A 23605-nucleotide genomic window follows, 5' to 3' on the forward strand; every position below is an offset into this window, starting at 1 on the left:
TCCGATGAAGAGCCGGGCTATCGCAACCTTGGGCGCATCGGCGCTCGTTCTGACCAGCAGCCTTGTGGGCGGGGCGTTGATGACGGGCACGACTGCCTTTGCCGGTGGCCCAAGCGAGAGCGCGAAGGCGCAGGCCGCCGCCGCTGATGCAGCAGAGGCGCGCAAGGCGCTGGTCGATGGCAAAGCCGTCACTGCGGTCGGCTTCGCCGAAGCTGCGGTGCAGGCCGCGCCGCAGAACCAGTCTTATCGTGCCCTGCTTGGTCAGGCCTATCTGCTGTCGGGGCGCTTCGCTTCGGCACGCGACGCTTTCGGGGACGCGCTGGCGCTGTCGCCCAACGATGGCCGCAGCGCACTCAGCTTCGCGCTCGCTCAGGTCGCCAACGGCGACTGGACCGGCGCGCGCCAGACGCTCGACAGCCATGCCGAAACCATTGCGGTCGCTGATCGCGGGTTGGCGATTGCGCTGGCAGGCGATCCCGCAAGCGCTGTCGAATTGCTGACGCCGGCTGCACATGCGCCCGGCGCCGACGCCAAGACGCGCCAGAATCTCGCGCTCAGCCTTGCACTTGCCGGTCGCTGGCAGGAAGCGCGTTCGGTCGCGGCAGTCGATCTGGCGCCGAACGAACTGGACAAGCGGATGGTCGACTGGGCGATCTTCGCGCGCCCTGCCGGGGCCGCCGATCAGGTCGCGTCGCTGCTGAAAGTGATTCCGGTGCAGGATGGTGGCCAGCCGGTGGCGCTTGCGCTCAACGCCCGCGTCGCCGCGCAGCCGGTCGCGGTCGCCAAGGCTGAACCCGCCCCTGTCGAAACCCCGGTCGAAGTCGCCGCCGCGCCGGTGACCGAAGCACCGCGCCCGGGCATTGTCTTCGGGCCGCGTCAGGAAGTCGTGCAGGCGCTGCCCGCCGCCCCGGTGAAGCCGGTCCGCGTTGCCGCCAAGCCCGCCGTAGCCAAGCCCATGGTTGTCGCCAAGCTTGCCGCCAAGCCGGCCAAGGTGATGGCGGTCGCCGCCACCGTGCCGGCGGCGCCGGTCGCTCAGCCCGTGAAGGGCAAGTTCTTCCTTCAGCTCGGCGCCTTCGAAAGCGCTGGTGTCGCACAGGACGGCTGGAAGCGCGCCGTGCGCCGCTTCCCGGCGTTCGCTGGCCAGGCGCCATCGGGCATGAACTTCAAGACCGCGGCGGGCAATTTCTACCGCCTGTCGGTCGGCGGTTTCTCGCGGGCTGATGCCGTGTCGCTGTGCCAGAGCTATCGGAGCCACGGCGGCATGTGCTTCGTGCGCGAAGGCGCTGGGGACCAGAATGCCAGCTGGGTCGCGACCGCCAAATCTGCGCCCAAGCAGCTCGCGTCGCGCTGATCAAACGAGCCGCGTGCCGCCCTTGTAGAGCTGGCGCGCGCGGCCCTGCGTCGGCATGCCGTCGAACGGCGTATTGCCAGCGAGGCCGCTGAAGCGATCGGCGCTGATCTGCCACGGCGTGTCGGGATCGATCACCACCAGATCGGCGGGCAGGCCCGGCGCGAGCACGCCGGTCTCAACGCCCAGCATCCGCGCCGGATTGGCCGCGAGCAACGCGAACAGCCGGGGCAGATCGATCACCTCGTCGCGCACCAGCCCTAAGCCGAGCGCCAGGAGAGTCTCGGCTCCCGCCGCACCGGGGCTCGAATCGGCGAACGGCAGCCGCTTTTCTTCCGGCCCGCGCGGATCATGGCCCGAACTCAGCACATCAATCGTCCCGTCGGCGAGCGCCGCCAGCGCCGCCTGCCGGTCGCTTTCGGTGCGCAGCGGTGGGGAGAGATGCGCGAAGGTGCGGAACCCCGACATCGCAATGTCCGACAGCAGCAGATGCGCAGGCGTAATCCCGCAGGTGACGCGCACGCCACGCCGCTTGGCGGCACGGATCAGGTCGAAGCTCGCTGCTGTCGTGACGGTACGCAGGTGGAGTGCCGCGCCGGTTTCCTCCGCCAGCATCAGGTCGCGCGCCACCGCGAGCGCTTCGGCGAGGGCAGGGGCGGCGGCGAGGCCCAGCCGGGTCGCGGTCTCGCCTTCGGTCGCCACCGCACCGGCGGCGAGTCCGCCATCCTCGGCATGCGCCACCACCGCGAGGCCCAAGTCGCCCGCATAGGCCAGCACCTTGCGCATCACGCCCGCATCGGCGATCCAGCCACGCCCGGTGCCGACCGCGCGCGCGCCCGCGCCGATATTGACGGCCATTTCAGCAAGATCGCGCCCGGCCAGTCCCTTGGTCGCGGCGGCAATTGGGTGAATCCAGAGCTTGGGGCGGCCGATCAGCGCGGCGCGCTGGACGATGCCGGGATCGTCGAGCACGGGCGACTGATCGGGCATCAACCCGATCCGCACGATCCCGCCCGCATGGCACGCCGCGACATCGACCGCGAACACGCCGAGATCGACGATCGCAGGCGCGAGGATCAGCCCGCCCAGATCGACCACTTCAGCCATCGATGGCACCTCGATCGTGCCGAGTGCCGCGATCCGGTCGCCCTCGACCAGCAGCGCGCCGGGCCGCGCGCCCTCAGGCGTCACCAGCCGCGCGTTGACGAAAGCGAGGGGGGGACCGTTCATGCCCAACCCTCGACGCCGCGTGCTTGCCGGGTCAGCACGTCGAGGCACGCCATCCGCACCGCGACGCCCATCTCAACCTGTTCGGTAATCGCCGATCGTTCGTGATCAGCCACGCTCGACGAAATCTCGACGCCCCGGTTCATCGGCCCCGGATGCATCACCAGCGCGTCCGGCTTGGCGCGCGCCAGCCGCGCGGAATTCAAGCCATAACGCGCATGAAACTCGCGGGTCGACGGAATGAACGCACCGTCCATCCGCTCATTCTGCAGCCGCAGCATCATCACGACGTCGGCACCCTCTAAAGCGGCATCGAAGTCGGTGAAGGGGGTGACCCCCATCCGCTCGATCGCGGCAGGCATCAACGTGGTCGGCGCGACCACCCGAACTTCGGCGGCAAGCGCGGTGAGTGCGAGGATGTTCGACCGCGCGACCCGGCTGTGCATCAAATCGCCGCAGATCACCACGCGCTGGCCCGCCACCGACCCGCGCCGCCGCCGGATCGTCAGTGCGTCGAGCAGCGCTTGCGTGGGATGTTCGTGCCGCCCGTCGCCGGCATTGAGCACCGGGCAATCGACCTTGCCCGCGATCAGCTTGACCGCGCCCGAGCTCTGGTGGCGGATCACAATCGCATCGGCGCGCATCGCGTTAAGCGTCATCGCGGTGTCGATCAGCGTCTCGCCCTTTTTGACGCTCGATTGCGCGGCATGCATGTTGACGACATCGGCGCCGAGCCGCTTCCCCGCGATTTCGAACGACAGCAACGTCCGCGTCGAATTCTCGAAAAAGGCATTGATCACCGTTAGCCCGGCGAGCCGGTTGTCGCTCTTGGCGCGGCTGCGATTGATCTCGACCCAATGCTCGGCCTCGTCGAGCAGAAACATGATCTCGTGCGGCTGAAGCCCGTCGATTCCCGTCAGGTCATGATGCGGGAAGACGGCGCGGCCCGGAATGAGCGTCGCGGGGGCATGATCGGATGCGTGCATTAAAGCGGCTGGGTAGCGGGGCGGAGGCGGGGGCGCAAGCGGGCGCAGCTTGGCAAAAGCCATCGCAACGAGTCGTTGCCGCGCTGCGCCCGCGCGACTAGGCGGCAGGGGCATGCTGTCGGCGTCCTTTCAAACCCATGCGGATCGCGAACGCACGCCGCTGCGGCGGCGGCTCGGCGGCATATTGTTCGCGCTGCTGATCGAACTGCTGCTCGTCATCCTGCTGTTGACACTCAACAACCGCCAGCCCGAACCGAAGAAACTGGGGCCGCCGCTGTCGTTTCAGCTTATCCCGGCGCCTGAAAAGGGCGGCGGCGAAAAGGCTGCCAAAGAGGCACCCGCCAAACGATCGAAGCCTGCGCCCAGCAAGACCGAAGTCGACTCAAGCCCCGTGCCGCCCATCGTCCCGCCACCGCCGCAAACGGTGCCGCCGCCCAAAGCCGATCCATTCCCCGATCTGGTCCGGGTCGACAAGGACACTCTGGCGGCGTCGGACATCTCGAAGATTCCGTCGACCCGGGCGGAGGGGAGCGGCAGCGGCAAAGACAGCGTCGCGGCCTATGGCCCGGGGCAGGGGCCAGGCGGCCAGCCGCTCTACAATGCCGAATGGGTGCGCGAGCCGACGCAGGCCGAGCTCGCTTTCTATCTGCCGAAAGTCAGCGAAAGCGGTTGGGCGCTGATCGCGTGCAAGACCGCGCCCGACAATCGCGTCGAAAATTGCCGCACCATGGGCGAATCGCCGCTCGGTTCAGGGCTGTCGCGTGGCTTTCGCGAAGCGGCGTGGCAATTCCGCGTGTATCCGCCGCGCGTCGGTGGCAAGAAGCTGATCGGTGCGTGGGTGCGCATCTATTATCAGCTCACGGTGACGGTGAAGAAATAGCGCGGTCAGGCCGGCGCAAAATCGCCGTTCGCGTCCATCACGTGCAGCAACCCGTCGGCGATCGAGAAAAAGGCGCCGCGCACGATCAACCGGCCATCGGCTTCGCGCGGCGGAATGAAGGGGAAGCTGCGCAGGTTCGCGATGCTGACGCGAACCGTTTCGAGCTCGAGCGCATGGACTGCCTCGGCGCCCGTGCCGTGCTCCTCGATGATCCTGTCGCGGGCCGTGTCGAGCAGATCGACCCAATGCGCGATAAAACCGCCGTCACCGGGCTTGCGCCCCTCGAAATGGCGCGACAGCGCCGCCTGCACCCCCCCGCACGATCCATGCCCCATCACCACGATCTGGCGCACATCGAGCTGGGTGACCGCGAATTCGACCGCCGCCGACACGCCGTGCCGCGCGGTGTCATTCTCGAACGGCGGGACCAGATTGGCGACGTTGCGGACGACGAAAATCTCGCCGGGCGATGTGTTGAACACCTGCGCGGGATCGACCCGGCTGTCCGAACAGGAAATGACCATCACGCGCGGGCGCTGGCCTTCGGTCAATTCTTCCCAGCGCGCGCGCTCACGCGGCCAATCGGTGTCGCGAAACCGGTGGTAACCGTCGACGAGCTTTTGGAAATCGGGCATCGTCCGCGCTTCTGACTCGAACGCATCCCAGTGGCAAGCGCCCCTGCCCCAAGGAAGGGGTGGCAAGGGGGGGCGGCAATCGCTATTTGCCGTCGCATGAACGAGATTACCCCGCTTGTCCGCCCCCCGCGCGAGCGCAAGCCCGACTGGATCCGCGTCAAGGCGCCGACCTCGACCGGCTTTGCCGAAACCCGCGCGCTGATGCGCCGCCTGAACCTCGCCACCGTGTGCGAGGAAGCGGCTTGCCCGAACATCGGCGAATGCTGGACGAAAAAGCACGCGACGGTGATGATCCTGGGCGACACCTGCACCCGCGCCTGCGCCTTTTGCAACGTCAAGACCGGTATGCCGCGCGCGGTCGATCCGCTCGAGCCCGAACATGTCGCGACCGCGGCGGCCGAGCTGGGGCTTGAGCATATCGTCATCACCTCGGTCGACCGCGACGACTTGCCCGACGGCGGCGCGAGCCAGTTCGTCAAGGTGATCGAGGCGCTGCGCCGCAATACGCCCAGGACGACGATCGAAATCCTCACCCCTGATTTTCGCAACAAGCATGAGCGCGCGGTCGAATCGATCGTCGCGGCGCGGCCCGATGTCTATAATCACAATCTGGAGACGGTCCCGCGGCTTTACCCGACCATCCGCCCCGGCGCGCGTTACTATGCTTCGCTGCGCCTGCTCGAAAGCGTCAAGCGGCACGATCCGTCGATCTTCACCAAGTCAGGCGTGATGATGGGGCTGGGCGAGGAGCGGATGGAAGTCCACCAGGTGATGGACGACATGCGCTCCGCCGACATCGATTTCCTGACGATGGGGCAATATCTCCAGCCGACGCCGCGCCACGCCAAAGTCGCCGATTTCGTGACGCCCGCCGCGTTCAATGCCTATGCCGCGATCGCGCGCGCGAAGGGCTTCCTGCTCGTCGCCGCTTCGCCGCTCACGCGGTCGAGCTATCACGCCGGTGATGATTTCGCCGCCTTGCGCCAGGCGCGTGAGGCGAAGCTGGCGCGCACCTGATGCCGCGCCATACCGAGACGCGGCATCTACCCTATTCGCCGGAGCAGATGTACACGCTGGTGGCTGATGTCGCGAAATACCCCGATTTCCTGCCCTGGGTGTCGGCGATGCGCATCCGCTCCGAAAGCGAGACGACGGTGATTGCCGACATGATTGTCGGCTTCGGCGCTCTGCGTGAGAAATTCACCTCGCGGGTGGAGAAGGAAAGGCCGAGCCGGATTCACGTCGATTATCTCGACGGGCCGCTCAAATATCTGCGCAACGAATGGGGATTCCGCAGCGATGGCGCGGGCGGCTGTCATGTCGATTTCGCGGTCGACTTCGCGTTCAAGAACCGCGTGTTCGAAATGATCGCGGGGCAAGTGTTCGATCGTGCGCTCAGGAAGATGATCGGCGCGTTCGAAACGCGCGCGGCCAAGCTCTATTCGGGGTCGAGCGACGCCCCCGGCAACAGCAGTTCGAGCGCACACAACGCCGCCTGAAGCCGCACGCCACCGCGCCCGAGATCGCCGAACTGGCGCAGATCGGCCACGACATGCGCCGGATCGCCGCCGCGTTCGGCGAGCGCAAACACGACTGTGCCGACTGGCTTCTTCGGTGTCCCGCCACCGGGGCCAGCGACGCCAGTAATCGCCACCGCGACATCAGCGTCGCTCGCCTCAAGCGCGCCCTGCGCCATCGCCCAGGCCACCGCGACCGATACCGCGCCGAAGGTATCGATGATGTCGGGGCTGACCTTCAGCGTCGCGGTTTTCGCGGCGTTCGAATAAGTGGTGAAGCCCGATTGCAGCACTTCGGACGAGCCCGCAATCTCCGTAATCGCCGCCGACACCAGCCCGCCGGTGCAGCTTTCGGCGACCGTGATGCGGCGCCCGGCCGCGCGATTGGCCTCAACCACGCGGCGCGCAACGTCGACCAACCGCGTCGGCAGGATCGTCTCGGCCCAATCGGGGCTTTTGTCGTCGACGTCGCTCATGAGGACCTCGGGCAAATGGTCAAAGCGGGGCGCTTCTCGCCGGGTTTGCGCCGCGCATCGGCGAGTTGCCATACCGACACAAGTAACCCCGCCAGATTGCGCGGCGGCAGCGGCTGGGCGAGTGCCACGATCCGGTCATAGGAGGCGCACTCGCCCGGCTGGACCTGCTTGACGATCGCCGGCGCCAGCAGCGAGGCGATGACGGGGCGCGCGACATTGCTGCCGAGAATCCCCGACGCATCGGCGCCGATCACCCGCGACACTGCCTTTTGTGCATTGGGCCACACCGCATCGGCATCGCTGCGATAGCGCGCGATGAAGCCCGCGTTCGAACCGCGAAGCACCGCACTCGGCGGCAATTGCTTCGCACAGGCTGCCGACAGCGCCTCGATTGTTTCGGGCAGGATCGCGGTGACGAGCGCCTCGGCTTCGGGCGCGGTGACGCAGGGGAGCTGGAGGTCGGCCGCAAAATTCTGCGCACTGCTCGCCGATGCGCCGAGCGCGAGCGCGCAGGCCGCGAGCGACCGGCGCCAGCTCATGCGGGACGCCCAGCGACCGGCAGCCGCACCGTCGCGCAGGCCTGCGCGGCGATGCCTTCACCGCGCCCGGTGAAGCCCAATCGCTCGGTGGTGGTCGCCTTGATGCTCACCTGATCTTCGCCCAGCGCCAGCAGTTCAGCGATCTTCGCGCGCATTGCCGCACGGTGCGGGCCGATCTTGGGTGCTTCGCAGATCAAGGTCAGGTCGACGAAATCGATGACGCCGCCCTTGGCCGTGATGATCGACGCGGCATGCTGGAGGAATTTGTACGAAGCGGCGCCTTTCCACTGCGGATCGCTCGGCGGGAAATGCGTACCGATATCGCCTTCACCCGTGCAGCCGAGCAACGCATCGGTGATCGCGTGGAGCGCGACATCGGCGTCGCTATGCCCGCTCAGGCCCTTGTCGTGCGGGATCAACACGCCGCCGAGCCACAATTCCTCGCCGACTTCTAGCCGGTGGACGTCATAGCCGACAGCACTTCGGCTGATCAGCGTGGCGGCATGGCGCGCTTCAGCAGCGGCGATGTCGGCGGGGTAAGTGACTTTGTCGAGCATGATGTCGCCTTCTACCATTGCCACGCTCGATCCGAAACGGCGAAGCATCTGCGCGTCATCGGTAGCGTCTTCGCCCTCGGGCCAGCGGCGGTGCGCGTCGAGAATGGCGTCGAAGTGAAACGCTTGCGGCGTCTGGACCCGCCAGAGCCCGTCGCGCGGTACCGTCTCGCCGAGCACTTCGATCCCGCGCGCGAGCGTATCGGCGACGGGCAGGGCAGGGACCGTGCCGGGATCAGTGTCGAGCGCGGCGATCAGCCGGTCGATCACCTCGGCACTCAGGAACGGCCGCGCTGCGTCATGGATCAGCACCAGATCGGCGCCCCCATCCGCCGCAATCGCTTCGAGCCCTGCACGCACCGACTCGCGCCGCGTGGCGCCGCCGGTCACCGACCGGGCATCGCCAACGGCGTCAGCGAGCATCGCTTCCTGCCCGGCGCCGATTGCGACGATCGTTTCGCTTATCATTGGATGTGAGGAAAATGCGGCAAAGCTATGCGCCAACATCGGTTTGCCAGCCAATGCCGCAAACTGCTTCGGCAGTTCACCCCCCAGGCGCGTGCCGCTGCCCGCAGCGACGATCAGCGCGACGATCCGTCTCGGTTCCATCGCGCCCGCCTAGCGCAAGCCCTGTCGCCCCGCCAGTCCCCGCCCGTCTTGCCCGCTCCCCGCATTTCGCCTATGCGCTGCCTAAATTTCAGGCAGATCATGACCAAGCTTTCCCCCATCCAAATCGGTCCCGTGCGGATCGACGATCCCGTCATTCTGGCGCCGATGACCGGCGTCACCGACATGCCGTTCCGCACTGTCGTGCGCCGCTTCGGCTCGGGCCTCAACGTCACCGAGATGATTGCGAGCCAGGCGATGATCCGCGAAACGCGCCAGTCGCTCCAGAAGGCGGCATGGGACCCGGTCGAGGAGCCGGTGTCGATGCAGCTTGCGGGTTGCTCGCCTTACGAGATGGCGGAGGCCGCCAAGCTCAATGCCGATCGCGGCGCGGCGATCATCGACATCAACATGGGCTGCCCGGTCAAAAAGATCGTCAACGGCGATGCCGGGTCGGCGCTGATGCGCGATCTGCCCAATGCGACCGCGATCATCGCCGCGACCGTCAAGGCGGTCGATGTGCCCGTCACGGTCAAGATGCGGATGGGCTGGGACCACGCCAGCCTCAACGCCCCCGAACTCGCGCGCATCGCCGAGGATCTCGGCGCGAAGATGATCACCGTCCACGGACGCACCCGCAACCAGATGTACAAGGGCTCGGCCGACTGGGCGTTCATCCGCCGGGTGAAGGAGGCCGTCACGATCCCGGTGATCGCCAATGGCGACATTTGCTCGATCGAGGATGCCGAGACTGCGCTTGAACAATCGGGCGCGGATGGCGTGATGATCGGGCGCGGCGCTTATGGCAAGCCGTGGCTGCTCGGCCAGGTGATCGAATGGTTCCGCACCGGTCGCCGCGTGCCCGATCCGGGCATCGAGGAACAATATCACCTGATTGTCGAGCATTACGAGGCAATGCTCGCCCTTTATGGCAACGAGACCGCCGTCGGGATCGCGCGCAAGCACATCGGTTGGTACACCAAGGGGCTGCACGGCTCGGCCGAATTCCGCAACCGCGTGAATGCGCAGAACGACCCCAAGCTGGTGCTGACGATGCTCGCTGAATTCTACGCGCCGTGGCGCTCGCGACAGGCGGCGTGAGCGCGGCGTCAGCGCCACCCTTTGCCGAGCTGATCGCCGCGCTGCCGATGGCGGTGATCCTGATCGCGCCCGACGATCGCATTGCCTTTGCCAACAGCGGCGCCGAACAGCTGCTCAACACATCGGAACGCGCGATGTTGGGGCAAAAGCTGGCGAGCATGATGATCCTCCCGCCTGATTATCTGGAACGCCGCGAAGGACTAGGTTTCGCGGCCTTTGATACCCGCCTCGACACCAGGCGTGGCGGGCGGGTGCGGGTCGATTTCAGCGAAGTCGCGGTGCCCGAACATTCCGGCTGGCGGATCGTGACGCTGCACGAAGCGGCTGCCTCGCGCCGGATGGGCCAGCCCGACCGCGCCGCTGCGCGCGCGGCGGTTGGTGCCGCCGCCATGCTCGCGCATGAAATCAAGAACCCGCTGTCGGGCATTCGCGGCGCCGCGCAGCTGCTCGGGCTGACCGCAAGCGGCGAGGATGCGGCGTTGCCCGAACTCATCATTGCCGAGGTTGATCGCATCGCCGCGCTGATCGACCGCATGCAGGATTTCACCGATACGCGGCAGCGCACGCTCGAGCCGCTCAACATCTATCCGCTGCTCGATCATGCTCGCCGCGTCGCCCGCGCCGGATTCGCGCGCGATGTCGCGATTGAGGAGCGCTTCGATCCGTCGCTGCCGCTGGTGCAGGCCAATCACGACGCACTCGTCCAGGTGCTGCTCAATCTGCTCAAGAACGCCGCTGAAGCGACCGCGTCCCAGGCCGATCGCCGCATCACGCTCGCCACCGCTTATCGCCACGGCATGGCCGTGAGCGCGACCGCCGGCAAGCCGCGCCGCCCGCTACCGATCGAGCTGCTGGTCATCGACAACGGCCCCGGCGCGCCTGCCGACATCGCCGATCATCTGTTCGATCCATTCGTATCGGGCAAACCCGAAGGGCAGGGGCTTGGCCTGGCGCTGGTCGACAAGCTCGTCCGCGACATGGGCGGGATCGCTCAATATGCCCGCGAAGGCAGCCCCGAGACGACCGTGTTCCGCATTCTGCTGCCGAGGGCCGCATGAAGGGCCGGATCCTCGTGGTCGATGACGACGCGGCGATCCGCACGGTCGTCGCGCAAGCGCTGCGGCGTGAGGGTCATGACGTCAAGACGGCGGCGAGCCTCGCCGAACTCGACGTGGCGCTGCGGGGCGGCCTGCCCGATGTGCTGATTACCGATGTCATACTGCCCGACGGCAATGGCATCGACCGCGTGCGCGCGCTGCTGGAGCATCATCCACAATTGCCCGTGATCATCCTGTCGGCGCTCAACACGCTGTCGACGGCGGTGAAGGCCAATGAGGCTGGCGCTTATGACTATCTGCCCAAGCCGTTCGACCTCGACATACTGTCGCGTGCGGTGCGTAGTGCGCTCGCGCGCGGCGGCGAGCAGGCGGCTGACCCGGCCGAGCTGCTCGACGGCGGTCTGCCGCTGATTGGCCGGTCGCCCGCGATGCAGGAGGTTTACCGCGTCATCGCCCGCGTCGTCGGCAATGATCTGACCGTGCTGGTGACGGGCGAATCAGGCACCGGCAAGGAGCTGGTCGCGCGCGCGATCCACGACCTCGGCCCGCGCCGTTACGCGCCCTTCGTCGCGATCAACATGGCCGCGATCCCGCGCGAGCTGATCGAGGCCGAGCTGTTTGGGCACGAACGCGGTGCGTTCACCGGCGCGCAGGCGCGGTCGGCGGGGCGGTTCGAACAAGCAGCGGGCGGCACTTTGTTCCTCGACGAAATCGGCGACATGCCGATCGAAGCGCAGACGCGCCTGCTGCGCGTGCTGCAGTCGGGCGAATTCACCACCGTCGGCGGCGCGCGGGCGATCCGCGCCGACGTCCGCATCGTCGCCGCGACCAACCGCGACCTGACCTTGCTGGTGGGCGAGGGGCGCTTCCGCGAAGATCTGTTCTACCGGCTCAATGTCGTGCCGGTCGCGCTGCCCGCCTTGCGCGCGCGACGGCAGGATGTCGCGTTGCTGGCGCGTCATTTCCTCGATCGCGCGGCCGAAGCCGGATTGCCGCGCAAAAGCCTGCGCGACGAAGCGATCACCGTGCTCGAGGGGCATGACTGGCCCGGCAATGTCCGTGAGCTCGAAAATGTCATCCGCCGGATTGCCGCGCTCAGCCGCGACGAGCAGGTGGGTGCCGATGATGTCCGCGCCATGCTCGGCAGCAGCCCCGGGCCGACAGTTACGCCTGCCGATTCAGGGATCGACACCGCGATCCGCGCCCGGATCGACCGGCTCGCGCGCGAAGAGCCAGCCGCGCTCGACGACGGCACGCTCTACGACCGGATTATTGCCGAAGTCGAACGCCCGCTGATCGAAGCCTTGCTTGCGCGCCACGGCCAGAACCAGCTCCGCGCCGCGCGCGCGCTCGGCATCAATCGCAACACGCTGCGCAAGCGGCTCGATGATCTGGGCATCGAGCCCGGTCGCTAACGCCTTTTTTGTGCCATTTGCGCGCCCGATAGATCGGCCAGCGCGACAAGCCACCGATCGCCGCGCCAATTATGTGTGTTATCGGCAACGCTAATGTTGTAAGAATACCACGATGAATGATCCAGTCGCCGTCGCGACGCCCGAGAGACCCGGGGTTCGACCCGTTGCCCCGCTGATTGAGATCGGCGTTCTGGCGGTTGCGGTCGCAGTGGCGATCGGCAGTTACCTGCTGATCGCGCGCGGTAGCAGCGCCCCGACACCCCTATCATCACCGCTGATCGCGGCGATGCTGATCGCCAATCTGCTGCCGTGGATTGCGCTGCTCGTGCTGGGCGGACGGCGGATCGCGATGCGGCGCGCGGCGCGATCGCCGATGGGCGGGCGCGGGCGGCTGCACGTGCGGCTCGTCGCGACTTTCTCGATCCTCGCCAGCGTGCCGATCATCCTGACCGTGATCGCGGCCTCGGTGATGTTCGAACTCGGGGTCGATTACTGGGTGTCCGATCGCGCGCGCAATGCCTTCAACGCGACGATGGGGATGGTCGACGAAGGGCAAAAGGAAATCATCAAGCGCTGGCTCGCCGAAACCAACCAGCTGGTGAAAGACATCGACCGCTATTACCCCACGATCCCGAAGCAGCAGGAAGATTTCCAGCTCTTCTTCAACCGCGAAACCTATTTCCGCAATCTCGAGCAGTCGGTGCTGTTCCGCTACCAAAAGGGCGCGGGGATTCAGGTTCTCTACGTCTTCAACCCGCCGACCGAAGCGCAGTTCGCGCAGCGCATTAACCCCGCGATGCTCGACCTCGTCGGCCGCGACAAGACGCCCTACATCAACCGCACCACTGACACCGTCTGGCTGATAGCACCAGTCCCGAACCGGAAGGACACGTTCGTATACGCCGGGACCAGCGTGACGGCGGCGTTCCTCAGCCGTCAGCACATCGCCGCCTCAGCGTTGGTCAAGGATTATGCAGCGCTGCAGAAGCGCACGCGCTCGATCCAGCTGACCTTCAACCTCATCCTGTTCGCGGTTGCGTTGCTGATCGTCGCGGTGGCGGTGTGGATCGCGCTGCAGGTCGCTGACCGGCTGGTGCGGCCGATCGACGCGCTGGTGGGGGCCGCGCACCGCATCGCCAGCGGCGAGCTCAGCGCGCGTGTGCCGACACCCAAGGTTGAGGACGAAATCGGTGCGCTCGGCAATGCCTTCAACAGCATGACCGAACAATTGCAGGCGCAGACTGACGCGCTCGTCGCCGCCAACGACCAGCTCGACAGCCGTCGTGCGCTGATCGAGGCGGTGGTGTCGGGGGTGTCGGCCGGCGTTATTTCGGTCGATCGCGAGCGCCGGATCCGCCTCATCAATCGCTCGGCGCTGGCACTGCTGCGCGCGGGCGAGGCCGCGCCGATCAGCGCCAAGCTCGCCGATCTGTCGCCCGAGCTTGACGCGCTGCTCGACGCTGGCAATCCCGAAGCCGTGATCCAGATCGCCGCGCAGGGCGAAGCGCGCACGCTGGCGGTGAAGATCGCGGTCGCCGATGCCGGGCCGATCCTGACTTTCGACGACATCACCCAGCAATTGCTCGATCAGCGTCGCGCGGCCTGGTCCGATGTCGCGCGCCGGATCGCGCATGAAATCAAGAACCCGCTGACGCCGATCCAGCTCGCCGCCGAACGGCTTCAGCGCCGCTATGGCAAGCAACTGCCCGAGGATGACGGCACCTTCGCCCGCCTGACCGAGACGATCGTGCGCCAGGTCGGCGATCTGCGACGGATGGTCGATGAATTTTCGTCCTTCGCACGCATGCCCAAGCCGGTCTTCCGCGAGGAATCGCTGCTCGACATCGCGCGCCAGGTGATGTTCCTGCACGAAGTCGCGCATGGCAGCGTCACGTTCGAGCTGGTGCACGACGAGCCGCCGCCGTCGCTCGTGTGCGACCGCCGCCAGCTCGCCCAGGCGCTGACCAACATCGTCAAGAACGCGGTCGAGGCCGTGCAGAGCCAGGACGAGGGCGCGGCCGGCAACGTCACGCTGACGATCGCCGCCGGGGACAATGGCCGCGTCACGATCTTCGTCGCCGACGATGGTGTCGGCCTCCCGGTCGAGCGCGACCGCATCGTCGAACCTTATATGACCACGCGCGCACGCGGCACCGGCCTTGGCCTCGCGATCGTCAAGAAGATCGTCGACGAACATCTCGGCACGATCACATTCGCCGATCGACCCGGCGGCGGCACGATCGTCACCCTGTGTTTCGACCCCCATGCGCTCGCGCAGCTCGCGGCCAGCGACACCGACCGCGCCGATCTGAGCGCCAATTCGGGCGAAGAGCGCGCGCCCGTCCTCACCCGTATCCGAAAGTAGCAGCGTATGGCTCTCGACATCCTGGTCGTCGACGACGAGAAAGACATCCGCGAACTCGTGGCCGGCGTGCTCGAAGACGAAGGCTATGAGACGCGGCTTGCCGCCGACAGCGACGCCGCACTCGAAGCGATTGCCGCGCGGCGCCCGTCGCTCGTCCTGCTCGATGTGTGGCTGCACGGCTCGCGGCTCGACGGGCTCGATCTGCTCGACGAACTCAAGCGCCGCGACCCCAGCATTCCGGTGATCGTGATTTCCGGCCACGGCAATCTCGACACCGCCGTCGCCGCGATCCGGCGCGGCGCCGTGGATTTCATCGAAAAGCCGTTTGAGGCCGAACGCCTGCTGCTGCTCGTCGAGCGCGCGACCGAGACCGAACGCTTGCGCCGCGAAGTTGCGAGCTTGCGCGAGACGGCGGGGCGTGAAGACGACCTCACCGGCAATTCCGCCGCCATCAACGGCGTGCGCGCGACGCTCAAGCGCGTGGCGGCAACCGGCAGCCGCGTGCTTATCACCGGCGGCGCGGGTGTCGGCAAGGAAGTCGCCGCGCGCCTGCTCCACGGCTGGAGCCAGCGCGGCGTTGCGCCCTTCGTTGTCGTGAGTGCCGCGCGGATGACGCCCGAGCGTGTCGAGGAGGAATTGTTCGGGGTGGAGGAGGGCGGCAATGTCGTGCGCCCCGGCTTGCTCGAGCAAGCGCATGGCGGCACGCTGTTCCTCGACGAGATCGCCGACATGCCGGTGCAGACGCAGGCGCGCATCCTGCGCGTGCTGACCGACCAGAGCTTCACCCGCATCGGTGGCCAGCGGATCGTCCGCGTCGACCTGCGCGTCGTCTCCGCCACCGCACGCGACCTGGCCGTCGAAATCGCCGAGGGGCGCTTCCGCGAGGACCTCTATTACCGGCTCAACGTCGTCCCCGTCGTCATCCCCGGCCTCGCCGAACGACGTGAAGACATCCCGCCGCTGGTCGAGCATTTCGTCGCGCATTATGCCGCCCAGCGCCGTGTACCGACCCCCGAAGTCGCGCCTGAAGCGATGGTCGCGCTCCAGAGCCACGAATGGCCCGGCAATGTCCGCCAGCTCCGCAATGTCGTCGAGCGCACCGTCATCATGGCGCCGGGCGAGCGGATCGGGCGGATCGACATCGATCTGCTGCCGGCCGAAGTGCTTGGCGATCAGCGCGATCTCGGCATCGGGGCGGCGACCACCGCGATCATGGGCGCGCCGCTTCGCGAAGCCCGCGAATATTTCGAACGCGAATATCTGCGCGTCCAGATCAGGCGTTTTTCGGGCAATATCTCGCGCACCGCGACCTTTATCGGCATGGAACGCTCGGCGCTGCACCGCAAATTGAAGCTGCTGGGGATTACCGAGACGCGCGGCGAGGATTGAACGCGGGATATGGACGCACGCCGGTCGCCTTCCTACATTAGGTCAATCGGACGCCGCCAACCGGCGCCTCGCGGGGCATTTCCTCGCCAAGAACAAGGAACGATCATCATGGCCGAAAAATCCGCCTCGCTGCAGGACTTGTTCCTCAATTCGCTGCGCCGTTCGAAAACGCCGGTGACGATGTTCCTGGTGAAGGGCGTCAAGCTGCAGGGGATTGTCACCTGGTTCGATAATTTCAGCGTGCTGCTGCGCCGCGACGGCCAGTCGCAGCTCATCTACAAGCATGCGATTTCGACGATCATGCCGGCCTCGACGATCGACGTTGATGCGATCCTCGACACAATCGGCGAAGCGCAGAAAAAGGCGCCGCTGCTGCAGGAAATTTTCCTGAACGCGGTTCGCAAGTCCGAAGAGCCGGTGACAATGTTCCTCGTCAACGGCGTGATGTTGCAGGGGTATATCACCGCGTTCGATCTTTTCTGCATGCTGCTCCAGCGCGATGGCATGGCCCAGCTCGTCTATAAGCATGCCGTCTCGACCGTGCAGCCCGCGCACCCGCTCAACCTCGCCGAGGAAGCGACCGAGTCGGACGATTGAGTAGCGGGTTCGAGCGCGACAAAAGTGAATTCGCCCGCGGCGGCCGCGCGGTGGTGGTGCTGCCCGATCAGGGTGGCGCCAGCCGCGACCCCGACGCGCGACTTGCCGAGACGGCGGGCTTGGCCGAGGCCATTGGCCTGATCGTTACCGACAAGATCGCGGTCCGGCTGCGCAGCCCCAAGGCCGCGACGTTGATCGGACAGGGGCAGATCGAACAGATCGCCGCCGCTGTGCGGATGGAGGAAGCCGATCTCGTCATCTTCGACGCCGCGCTCACGCCGGTGCAGCAGCGCAATCTCGAAACCGGGCTCAGCGCCAAGGTGATCGACCGCACCGGCCTGATCCTCGAAATTTTCGGCGAGCGCGCCGCGACCGCCGAGGGGCGGCTGCAAGTTGAACTCGCGCACCTCGATTATCAGGCGGGGCGGCTGGTGCGCAGCTGGACTCACTTGGAGCGCCAGCGTGGCGGCTTCGGCTTCCTCGGCGGCCCCGGTGAAACGCAGATCGAGGCCGACCGCCGCTTGATCCGCGACCGCATGGCGCGGTTGCGCCGCGAACTCGAACAAGTCAGCCGCACGCGCGGCCTGCACCGCGAACGCCGCCAGCGCGCACCGTGGCCGGTGATTGCGCTCGTCGGCTATACCAATGCCGGCAAGTCGACGCTGTTCAACCGGCTGACCGGCGCGCATGTGATGGCCGAGGATCTGCTGTTCGCCACGCTCGACCCGACCCTTCGGCAGATTTCGCTCCCCGGCATCGACAAGGCGATCCTGTCTGACACGGTGGGCTTTGTGTCCGACCTGCCGACGCAGCTCGTCGCCGCCTTCAAGGCCACGCTTGAGGAAGTCGTGTCGGCCGATCTGCTCGTCCATGTGCGCGACATCGCCCACCCCGATACCGAAGCGCAGCGCGCCGATGTCGAGAAAGTGCTGTCGGAACTGGGGGTTGCCGAGACCACGCCGCGTTTCGAAGCGTGGAACAAGCTCGATCTGCTCGAAGGCGATGCGCGCGCCGATGTGATCCTCGAAGCCGCCAAACGCGACGATGTTATCGCGATTTCGGCGCTGAGCGGGGAAGGGGTCGATCTTATGCTGACGATCGTTGCCTCACGGCTCACCGAAGCGCATCGCCGCTACACGATCACGCTGGAGACGGGCGACGGGGCGGGGGCGGCATGGCTGCACCAGCATGGCGAAGTGATCGAGCATTGGGTCGACGGCGAGGCGGCGGTGTACGAAGTGCGCTTAAGCGAGCGCGATTGGGCGCGGTTCGGCGAACGCGCCGTCTGATCCCTTTTTGTTCTTGACAATTGCAACCAGATAGGTTATACGCCGCAGCCATCTGCTCGACCCGGCGTGGCCTGTCGGGGCAAGCGGATGGAGCGGTTGGGGGCGTCAAGCCTTCGGCCATCGACCGGCGCGGAATCGTTCGGGTTATAGACGGATCCGCAACCAGCGAGCGATGGGCTCACCGGCACGTAGGCTTGAGGGGGCAACCCCGAAGCCTCGCAAGCGCCACACACGTCCGGTCGCACCGGCAAAGGCGTGCCAACCATCGCCGAACAGCAATAAGCCTCGGCGCTTCATTGCCTTTGTACCCAAGTCGCCGAGCCCCGAACGTATCGTGGCACGGACGCGCCGGTCGATTTATCTGCTTTGTGTGCGGATGGAGGGAGAGGTGTGTCCGGTGGAGTCGGGAATGCGCCGCAGCCAGCGCCTATTCGTCACCCCGGACTTGTTCCGGGGCCCACCGCGCGCCAAACTGCAAGCGCTGTACTTAAACTGAGCGCAAAAAATGGCGAACGATCGATCTTGCCAGTAAAGTGGACATTGTTGACAGCGGTTTTGTACCATATCATGCCGGATTCATGTCGGTGTTTACCCTAGTTTCATTGTCTCAGGCTAAACCTATAGCATGCTAAACACGCTCCGCGAAATTGGCTTTTTAAGAGCCTTAGCGTTCGCTTTATCCGGTCCTTTGATTGGATTTTGCATATTTTTAATATTTAACCCTTGGGCGGTAATCATCATTTTATTAGGGCCGATCGGGCCGTTGCTTATTTATCGCATCGGATTTGTTCCAAGCGCGCTGACTGCTGTTTTCTTGATGCTTACCCAGCGTCTGCCTAAAGCTCTCTCGTTGTTAGCGACTGTTGCGTTTGGGGCGCTGTCCACGGCGAGCTGGCTCGCCTTTCCTCGGGGGTGGCGACTTACCCATAACCTGACAGCCGATACAAATATGGTGTGGTTTATGTCGATAGGTGCCGCGACCGCGGGAGTGCTGTGGGGGCTGCAACAAATCCCACGTCGGTAGTCACTGTGGTGCATGCGACAATGGCAGCTGGAGGCTCCTTCTAGGTCACCCGCAATCCTGAAGCGCACCGCTCCGCACTGACCCTCCTCCGGGGCTGACTTACTGGGCCTCAGTCGCCTTCGCCGCCAGCCACAACGCTTCCTTTGCGTCCAAATCCAACCCCGCAAACGCATCCCCAGCCGCATCCTCCATCGCCCGAAACCGCCGCTCGAACTTCGCATTCGCCGCTCGCAATGCTGCCTCAGGATCGACGCTGTGCTTCCTTGCCCAGTTGACCACCGCGAACAGCAGGTCGCCGATCTCCTCCGCCCGGTGTTCATCGGTCTCCGCCGCTTCGACCTCGGCAATCTCCTCGTCGATTTTCGCGCGGGCGCCGCTCGCGTCGGGCCAGTCGAAGCCGACTCGCCCGGCGCGCTTCTGCAATTTCTCGGCGCGCATCAGGGCAGGGAGGCCAAGCGCGACGCCGTCGAGCGCGCTCGCCGCGCCCTTGGCGCCGCGTTCCTCGGCCTTGATTTGTTCCCAGAGGTGAGGGCCGCCAGTAGCATCGTCACCAAAGATATGCGGATGGCGGCGCTCCATCTTGTCGCTGATCGCCGTCACCACATCAGGGAAAGCGAAATGTCCGGCTTCTTCGGCGATCCGCGCATGGAACACGACCTGGAGCAGCAGATCGCCGAGTTCGTCCTTCAAATCGCCCATGTCGCCGCGCGCAATCGCGTCGGCGACTTCATGCGCTTCCTCGATCGTATAGGGCGCGATCGTCTCGAACGTCTGCACGGTATCCCAGTCGCAGCCGGTCACCGGATCGCGGAGGCGGGCCATGATGGTTACCAGCCGATCAACCATTACTACCCTCTCGTTAATCCGTCGGTCCGATAATATACATTATGTAAAATGACGATCTATCCACGGGGGACCAGAATCAGCCGGTTCCCCTCAGCCCGCCAGCTTTTGAGCTGCGACAGGAAATCAATGCCGAGCAGATCGGTGCCGTCGGTATCGCTCACCAGCACCGGCAAATCCTTCGCGCGGATCGATCCGAGTTGCAGCGACCCCAGTGTCGCGCGATGTGCCATCGCCTGACCATTGGCGGTATCGACCAGCACGCCGAAGCCTTCATCAACGCTCGCGCCCACCGCCTTCGCCGTCGTGCGCGAAATCGTCGTGCTGGTGGCGCCGGTATCAACCAGCATCCGCCGGCTGACGCCGTTGAGCACGACATCGGCCCAGAAATGCCCGCCGTCGCCGCGCGCCAACTCGACGGTCGATCCGGTAACGACATTGCTGCTCAAGCCGGCATCGACAAGGAAGCCGTCGATATAGCTGCGATTGCGCGTCCAGAAGGTCGCGATGATCAAACCGGCGGCAAAAATCCCGATCCAGATCAACGCCATCCGCATCGTCTGGCCGATCGGAATGCCGCGTGCGATCAGCGCCGACAGCGGCAGAATCAGCAGCAGCAGATACCAGAGCGCACTCATCTGATCGCCGTTGGTCACAGCAGAAACTCCTGACCGTCATAGCCCGGGACAACGCCGCCGGGCAGTTCGCGGCAGAGTGTCGCATAATCCATCGACTGGTCCATATGCGTCAGCACCGCATGCGTCGGGGCAAGCTCGGCAATCCAGCCCAGCGCCTGATCGAGCGTCGGATGCGACGGATGCGGCCGCCGCCGCAGCGCATCGACGATCCACAGGTCGAGCCCGGTGTAGAACTCGCGCATTGTCGGCGTCATCGCATGAAAATCAGTGGCATAGCCCACCGTTTTGCCATCCGCTTCGAAACGCAAGCCTGCCGAAGTGATATCGCCGTGCGGCTGTTCGGCGCTGACGACGGTGATGTCGCCGATGATCACCCGTTCCGCGAGCAAGTCGATCGTCATGGTCGGCGGATAGCCCGCACGCCCGTGGAACACATAGCCGAAGCGGTCGAGCATCGAGGCGCGCGTGCGGCTTTGCGCAAAGCCCGCAATCGGCGCGCCGCGCGCGTGGTAGAGTTGGCGCACATCATCGACGCCGTGGCAGTGATCGGCATGCTCATGCGTCCAGATCACCGCATCGACTTGCTCCACATCGGCTGCCAGCAGCTGTTCGCGCATATCGGGGCCGGTATCGACGAGGATGCGCGTCGTCGCGGTCTCGACGAGAATCGAGACGCGCGTGCGCCGGTTCTTGGGCTCCAAAGGATCGCAGTCGCCCCAGTCGCCGCCGATACGCGGCACGCCCGACGAGGTACCGCAGCCGAGGATGCGAACCTTCACGTTTGCGCTTTACCGAATAGCTTGAAGAAGTTGGCAGACGTCGTCTCGGCCAGCGTCATGACGTCAACCCCGCGCAACGCCGCCAGGAACCGCGCGGTATCGGCAACAAAGGCTGGCTCACCGGTGCGGCCACGATGCGGCACCGGCGCCAGAAACGGCGCATCGGTTTCGATCAACAGCCGGTCAGCGGGCACGCGCGCGGCGGTTTCCTGCAATTCCTTGGCGTTCTTGAACGTCACGATCCCCGAAATCGAGATGTAGCAGCCCATCGCCAGCGCCTTGTCGGCGAAATCGGCGCTCGCGGTGAAGCAGTGGATCAGGCAAGGGAAGGCCCCCTTCCCCATTTCATCGGCAATGATCGCGGCGGTGTCATCCTCGGCATCGCGCGTGTGGACGATCAGCGGCAGCCCGGTCGCGCGCGATGCGGCGATATGCGCGCGGAAATTCACCGCCTGCTGCGCCCGGTCGCTATGGTCGTAATAATAATCGAGCCCCGTCTCGCCAATGCCCACCACGCGGGGATGGCCTGCGCGGGCAACCAGCATGTCGGTGGTGACGTGTGGGTGCGTGTCAGCCTCGTGCGGGTGGATGCCGATGCTCGCCCAGATATCGTCATGCCCCTCGGCAATCGCGACAATTTCATCCCATTCGCGCTCGCGCGTGGAGATGGTGAGCATCGTCGACACCCCCGCCCCGCGCGCGCGGTCGATCACCTCGGCCTGCTGCTCGACCAACCCCTTGTAATTGAGGTGGCAATGCGAATCGACGAACATCAGTCTTCCACCGGGGCTTCGAGCCGGGGAAAGAGCGCGACCGGCTGCTCCAGTCGATAGCCGCCCTCGGCGAGCGGCGAATACCAGTGCGAGCCAATGCCCTCGAACGTCCGCAACTCGGGCGCAATCCCCATCGCGTCGAGCAATTTCGCCGCACTTGCCGGGATCACCGGCGCAATCGCCACCGCGAGCTGCGCGATGCAGATGTAGAGCGTCGCCAGCACCGTCTCCATCCGCTCGGTATCGGTCTTCTTCAGCGCCCAGGGCGCCTGCTCATCGATATAGGCATTGCAGGCGAACACGCCCTGAATCCACGCCTCGGTCGCTTGGCTTAGCGCCAGTTCCTCATAGGCGCGCGGCATCGTCGTGCGCACGATCGTGTCGATCGTCTCGAAAAGGGCGGCATCGGCGGGGTCATGGCCGTGAATCGCGGGCAGCCAGCGGTCGCAATTCTTGAAGATCTGGCTCAAAGTGCGCTGCGCCAGATTGCCGAAGCTGTTTGCCAGATCGGCATTGGCGCGCGTGACGATCGCCTCGGCCGAATAGCTGCCGTCCTGCCCAAAGCTGATGTCGCGCAGCAAGAAATAGCGGAGCGCGTCAACGCCATAGCTATCTGCCAGCGCAATCGGATCGGCGGCATTGCCCGCCGACTTGCCCATCTTCGCCCCGTCGCGCGCGAGCACGAAGCCGTGACCGAACACCGATTTCGGCAATGCGATCTTCGCGGACATCAGGAAAGCGGGCCAGTAAACTGCATGAAATCGCACGATATCCTTGCCGATCAGGTGCAAGTTGGCGGGCCAGTAACGGCCAAGCTCGCCGCCCAGATCGGGATAGCCCACCCCGGTCAGATAATTGGTTAACGCATCGACCCAGACATACATCACATGCCCCGGCGATCCCGGCACCGGCACGCCCCAGTCGAAACTCGTGCGCGACACCGACAGATCGCTCAAGCCGCCTTCGACGAAGCGCAGAATCTCGTTGCGGCGGCTTTCGGGGCGGATGAAATCGGGGTTCGCCGCGTAATGATCGAGCAACGGCTGCTGATATTTCGACAAGCGAAAGAACCACGTCTCTTCGGCGGTCCACACCACCGGGGTGCCCTGCGGCGAGAGCTTCCCCCCTTCCCCGTCGACCAGTTCCTTCTCGTCGTAGAAAGCTTCGTCGCGGACCGAATACCAGCCTTCGTAGCGATCGAGATAGAGATCGCCTGCCTCAGCCATCGCCGCCCAGATTGCCTGGCTCGCGGCATAATGATCGGCATCGGTGGTGCGGATGAAGCGGTCATAGCTGATGTTCAGCTTGTCAGCCATCTCCCGAAAATAGCCCGACATTTCGGTCGCGAGTTCGCGCGTTTCAATGCCCCGATCGCGCGCGGCCTGCACCATCTTCAGGCCATGCTCGTCAGTGCCGGTCTGGAAGCGCACGTCGCGCCCCGCCTGGCGGTGGAAGCGCGCGATCGTATCGGCGGCAATCGCTTCATAGGCATGGCCGATGTGCGGCCGCCCATTGGGATAATTGATCGCGGTGGTGATGTAATAGGGGTCGGCCATGCCCTCGCCC

General features: G+C 65.5%; 23 protein-coding genes. 12 read left to right on the top strand and 11 right to left on the bottom strand.

Translation table 11 applies throughout. The annotated features are described in order from the left end of the window. Positions 1 to 4 precede the first annotated feature (4 nt). Entirely contained in the window at positions 5 to 1351 is a 1347-nt protein-coding gene (locus K2W81_RS07895; RefSeq protein WP_294103058.1) for a tetratricopeptide repeat protein, read from the top strand. Here K2W81_RS07895 and K2W81_RS07900 read toward each other — a convergent pair whose 3' ends face one another. Continuing rightward, complete coding sequence (locus tag K2W81_RS07900; RefSeq protein ID WP_294103060.1) at positions 1352 to 2578, bottom strand: amidohydrolase family protein; 1227 nt, start codon at positions 2576 to 2578, stop codon at positions 1352 to 1354. Then, complete coding sequence (locus K2W81_RS07905; protein ID WP_294103064.1) at positions 2575 to 3561, bottom strand: aspartate carbamoyltransferase catalytic subunit; 987 nt, start codon at positions 3559 to 3561, stop codon at positions 2575 to 2577. The genes K2W81_RS07900 and K2W81_RS07905 overlap by 4 nt, the downstream gene beginning before the upstream one ends. Positions 3562 to 3673: 112 nt before the next feature. Between K2W81_RS07905 and K2W81_RS07910 the strand changes: the two genes are divergently transcribed. Next, entirely contained in the window at positions 3674 to 4441 is a 768-nt protein-coding gene (locus K2W81_RS07910; protein WP_294103067.1) for a hypothetical protein, read from the top strand. 5 nt (positions 4442 to 4446) lie between these two features. Here the strand turns inward: K2W81_RS07910 and K2W81_RS07915 are convergent, their stop codons facing one another. After that, positions 4447 to 5076: a carbonic anhydrase gene (locus K2W81_RS07915; RefSeq protein ID WP_294103070.1), complete on the bottom strand. Its 630-nt coding sequence runs from the start codon at positions 5074 to 5076 to the stop codon at positions 4447 to 4449. Between the two features lie 96 nt (positions 5077 to 5172). On the opposite strand from K2W81_RS07915, the gene lipA reads away from it, so the two are divergent. Together lipA and K2W81_RS07925 are read left to right on the top strand one after the other, a co-directional pair. After that, the gene (lipA, locus tag K2W81_RS07920) at positions 5173 to 6093 is read left to right on the top strand and encodes a lipoyl synthase (protein WP_294103073.1); all 921 of its coding nucleotides are present in this window, start codon (positions 5173 to 5175) and stop codon (positions 6091 to 6093) included. Further along, entirely contained in the window at positions 6093 to 6575 is a 483-nt protein-coding gene (locus K2W81_RS07925; protein ID WP_294103076.1) for a type II toxin-antitoxin system RatA family toxin, read from the top strand. The genes lipA and K2W81_RS07925 overlap by 1 nt, the downstream gene beginning before the upstream one ends. Here K2W81_RS07925 and K2W81_RS07930 read toward each other — a convergent pair. Genes K2W81_RS07930 through K2W81_RS07940 form a run of 3 tightly spaced genes read right to left on the bottom strand, consistent with a single transcriptional unit; the run spans position 6515 to position 8771 of the window. Further along, on the bottom strand, positions 6515 to 7069 hold the full coding sequence (locus K2W81_RS07930; protein WP_294103079.1) for a CinA family protein: 555 nt from the start codon (positions 7067 to 7069) through the stop codon (positions 6515 to 6517). The genes K2W81_RS07925 and K2W81_RS07930 overlap by 61 nt on opposite strands. Further along, positions 7066 to 7608: a hypothetical protein gene (locus K2W81_RS07935; protein WP_294103081.1), complete on the bottom strand. Its 543-nt coding sequence runs from the start codon at positions 7606 to 7608 to the stop codon at positions 7066 to 7068. The genes K2W81_RS07930 and K2W81_RS07935 overlap by 4 nt, the downstream gene beginning before the upstream one ends. Then, entirely contained in the window at positions 7605 to 8771 is a 1167-nt protein-coding gene (locus tag K2W81_RS07940; protein ID WP_294103083.1) for a bifunctional 2-C-methyl-D-erythritol 4-phosphate cytidylyltransferase/2-C-methyl-D-erythritol 2,4-cyclodiphosphate synthase, read from the bottom strand. Before K2W81_RS07940 ends, K2W81_RS07935 begins: the two co-directional genes overlap by 4 nt. Before the next feature lie 99 nt (positions 8772 to 8870). Here K2W81_RS07940 and dusB point away from each other — a divergent pair, with 99 nt between their 5' ends. The 8 genes from dusB (at position 8871) to K2W81_RS07980 (ending at position 19006) form a co-directional block, all read left to right on the top strand. Next, entirely contained in the window at positions 8871 to 9869 is a 999-nt protein-coding gene (dusB, locus tag K2W81_RS07945; protein WP_294103084.1) for a tRNA dihydrouridine synthase DusB, read from the top strand. Between the two features lie 47 nt (positions 9870 to 9916). Next, positions 9917 to 10927 (top strand): ATP-binding protein, encoded by a 1011-nt coding sequence (locus K2W81_RS07950; RefSeq protein ID WP_294103151.1) that lies wholly within the window; start codon positions 9917 to 9919, stop codon positions 10925 to 10927. Next, positions 10924 to 12342, top strand: a complete 1419-nt coding sequence (ntrC, locus tag K2W81_RS07955) for a nitrogen regulation protein NR(I) (RefSeq protein WP_294103086.1) — start codon at positions 10924 to 10926, stop codon at positions 12340 to 12342. Before K2W81_RS07950 ends, ntrC begins: the two co-directional genes overlap by 4 nt. Before the next feature lie 112 nt (positions 12343 to 12454). Beyond that, positions 12455 to 14707 carry an ATP-binding protein gene (locus K2W81_RS07960; RefSeq protein ID WP_294103088.1) on the top strand — a complete coding sequence of 751 codons (2253 nt, stop codon included), beginning with the start codon at positions 12455 to 12457 and terminating at the stop codon, positions 14705 to 14707. A gap of 6 nt (positions 14708 to 14713) precedes the next feature. Next, on the top strand, positions 14714 to 16096 hold the full coding sequence (locus tag K2W81_RS07965; protein WP_294103091.1) for a sigma-54 dependent transcriptional regulator: 1383 nt from the start codon (positions 14714 to 14716) through the stop codon (positions 16094 to 16096). A gap of 108 nt (positions 16097 to 16204) precedes the next feature. After that, entirely contained in the window at positions 16205 to 16693 is a 489-nt protein-coding gene (gene hfq, locus K2W81_RS07970) for an RNA chaperone Hfq (RefSeq protein ID WP_294103093.1), read from the top strand. After that, a complete protein-coding gene (hflX, locus tag K2W81_RS07975) occupies positions 16690 to 17982 on the top strand; it encodes a GTPase HflX (protein ID WP_294103096.1) in 1293 nt (430 codons plus the stop codon). The genes hfq and hflX overlap by 4 nt, the downstream gene beginning before the upstream one ends. Before the next feature lie 625 nt (positions 17983 to 18607). Further along, positions 18608 to 19006, top strand: a complete 399-nt coding sequence (locus tag K2W81_RS07980; RefSeq protein ID WP_294103099.1) for a hypothetical protein — start codon at positions 18608 to 18610, stop codon at positions 19004 to 19006. Between the two features lie 99 nt (positions 19007 to 19105). Here the strand turns inward: K2W81_RS07980 and mazG are convergent, their stop codons facing one another. The 5 genes from mazG to metG are packed head-to-tail and all read right to left on the bottom strand — an operon-like array spanning position 19106 to position 23595. Beyond that, positions 19106 to 19852 (bottom strand): nucleoside triphosphate pyrophosphohydrolase, encoded by a 747-nt coding sequence (gene mazG, locus K2W81_RS07985; protein ID WP_294103102.1) that lies wholly within the window; start codon positions 19850 to 19852, stop codon positions 19106 to 19108. 56 nt (positions 19853 to 19908) lie between these two features. Beyond that, entirely contained in the window at positions 19909 to 20505 is a 597-nt protein-coding gene (locus K2W81_RS07990; RefSeq protein ID WP_294103107.1) for a TIGR02281 family clan AA aspartic protease, read from the bottom strand. Next, positions 20502 to 21266, bottom strand: a complete 765-nt coding sequence (locus K2W81_RS07995) for an MBL fold metallo-hydrolase (RefSeq protein ID WP_294103110.1) — start codon at positions 21264 to 21266, stop codon at positions 20502 to 20504. The genes K2W81_RS07990 and K2W81_RS07995 overlap by 4 nt, the downstream gene beginning before the upstream one ends. Continuing rightward, entirely contained in the window at positions 21263 to 22039 is a 777-nt protein-coding gene (locus K2W81_RS08000; protein WP_294103113.1) for a TatD family hydrolase, read from the bottom strand. Before K2W81_RS08000 ends, K2W81_RS07995 begins: the two co-directional genes overlap by 4 nt. Beyond that, positions 22039 to 23595: a methionine--tRNA ligase gene (gene metG / locus K2W81_RS08005; RefSeq protein WP_294103116.1), complete on the bottom strand. Its 1557-nt coding sequence runs from the start codon at positions 23593 to 23595 to the stop codon at positions 22039 to 22041. Before metG ends, K2W81_RS08000 begins: the two co-directional genes overlap by 1 nt. Positions 23596 to 23605: the final 10 nt, after the last annotated feature.

It is taken from the genome of Sphingomonas sp. (assembly GCF_019749955.1).
Classification (GTDB): domain Bacteria; phylum Pseudomonadota; class Alphaproteobacteria; order Sphingomonadales; family Sphingomonadaceae; genus Sphingomonas.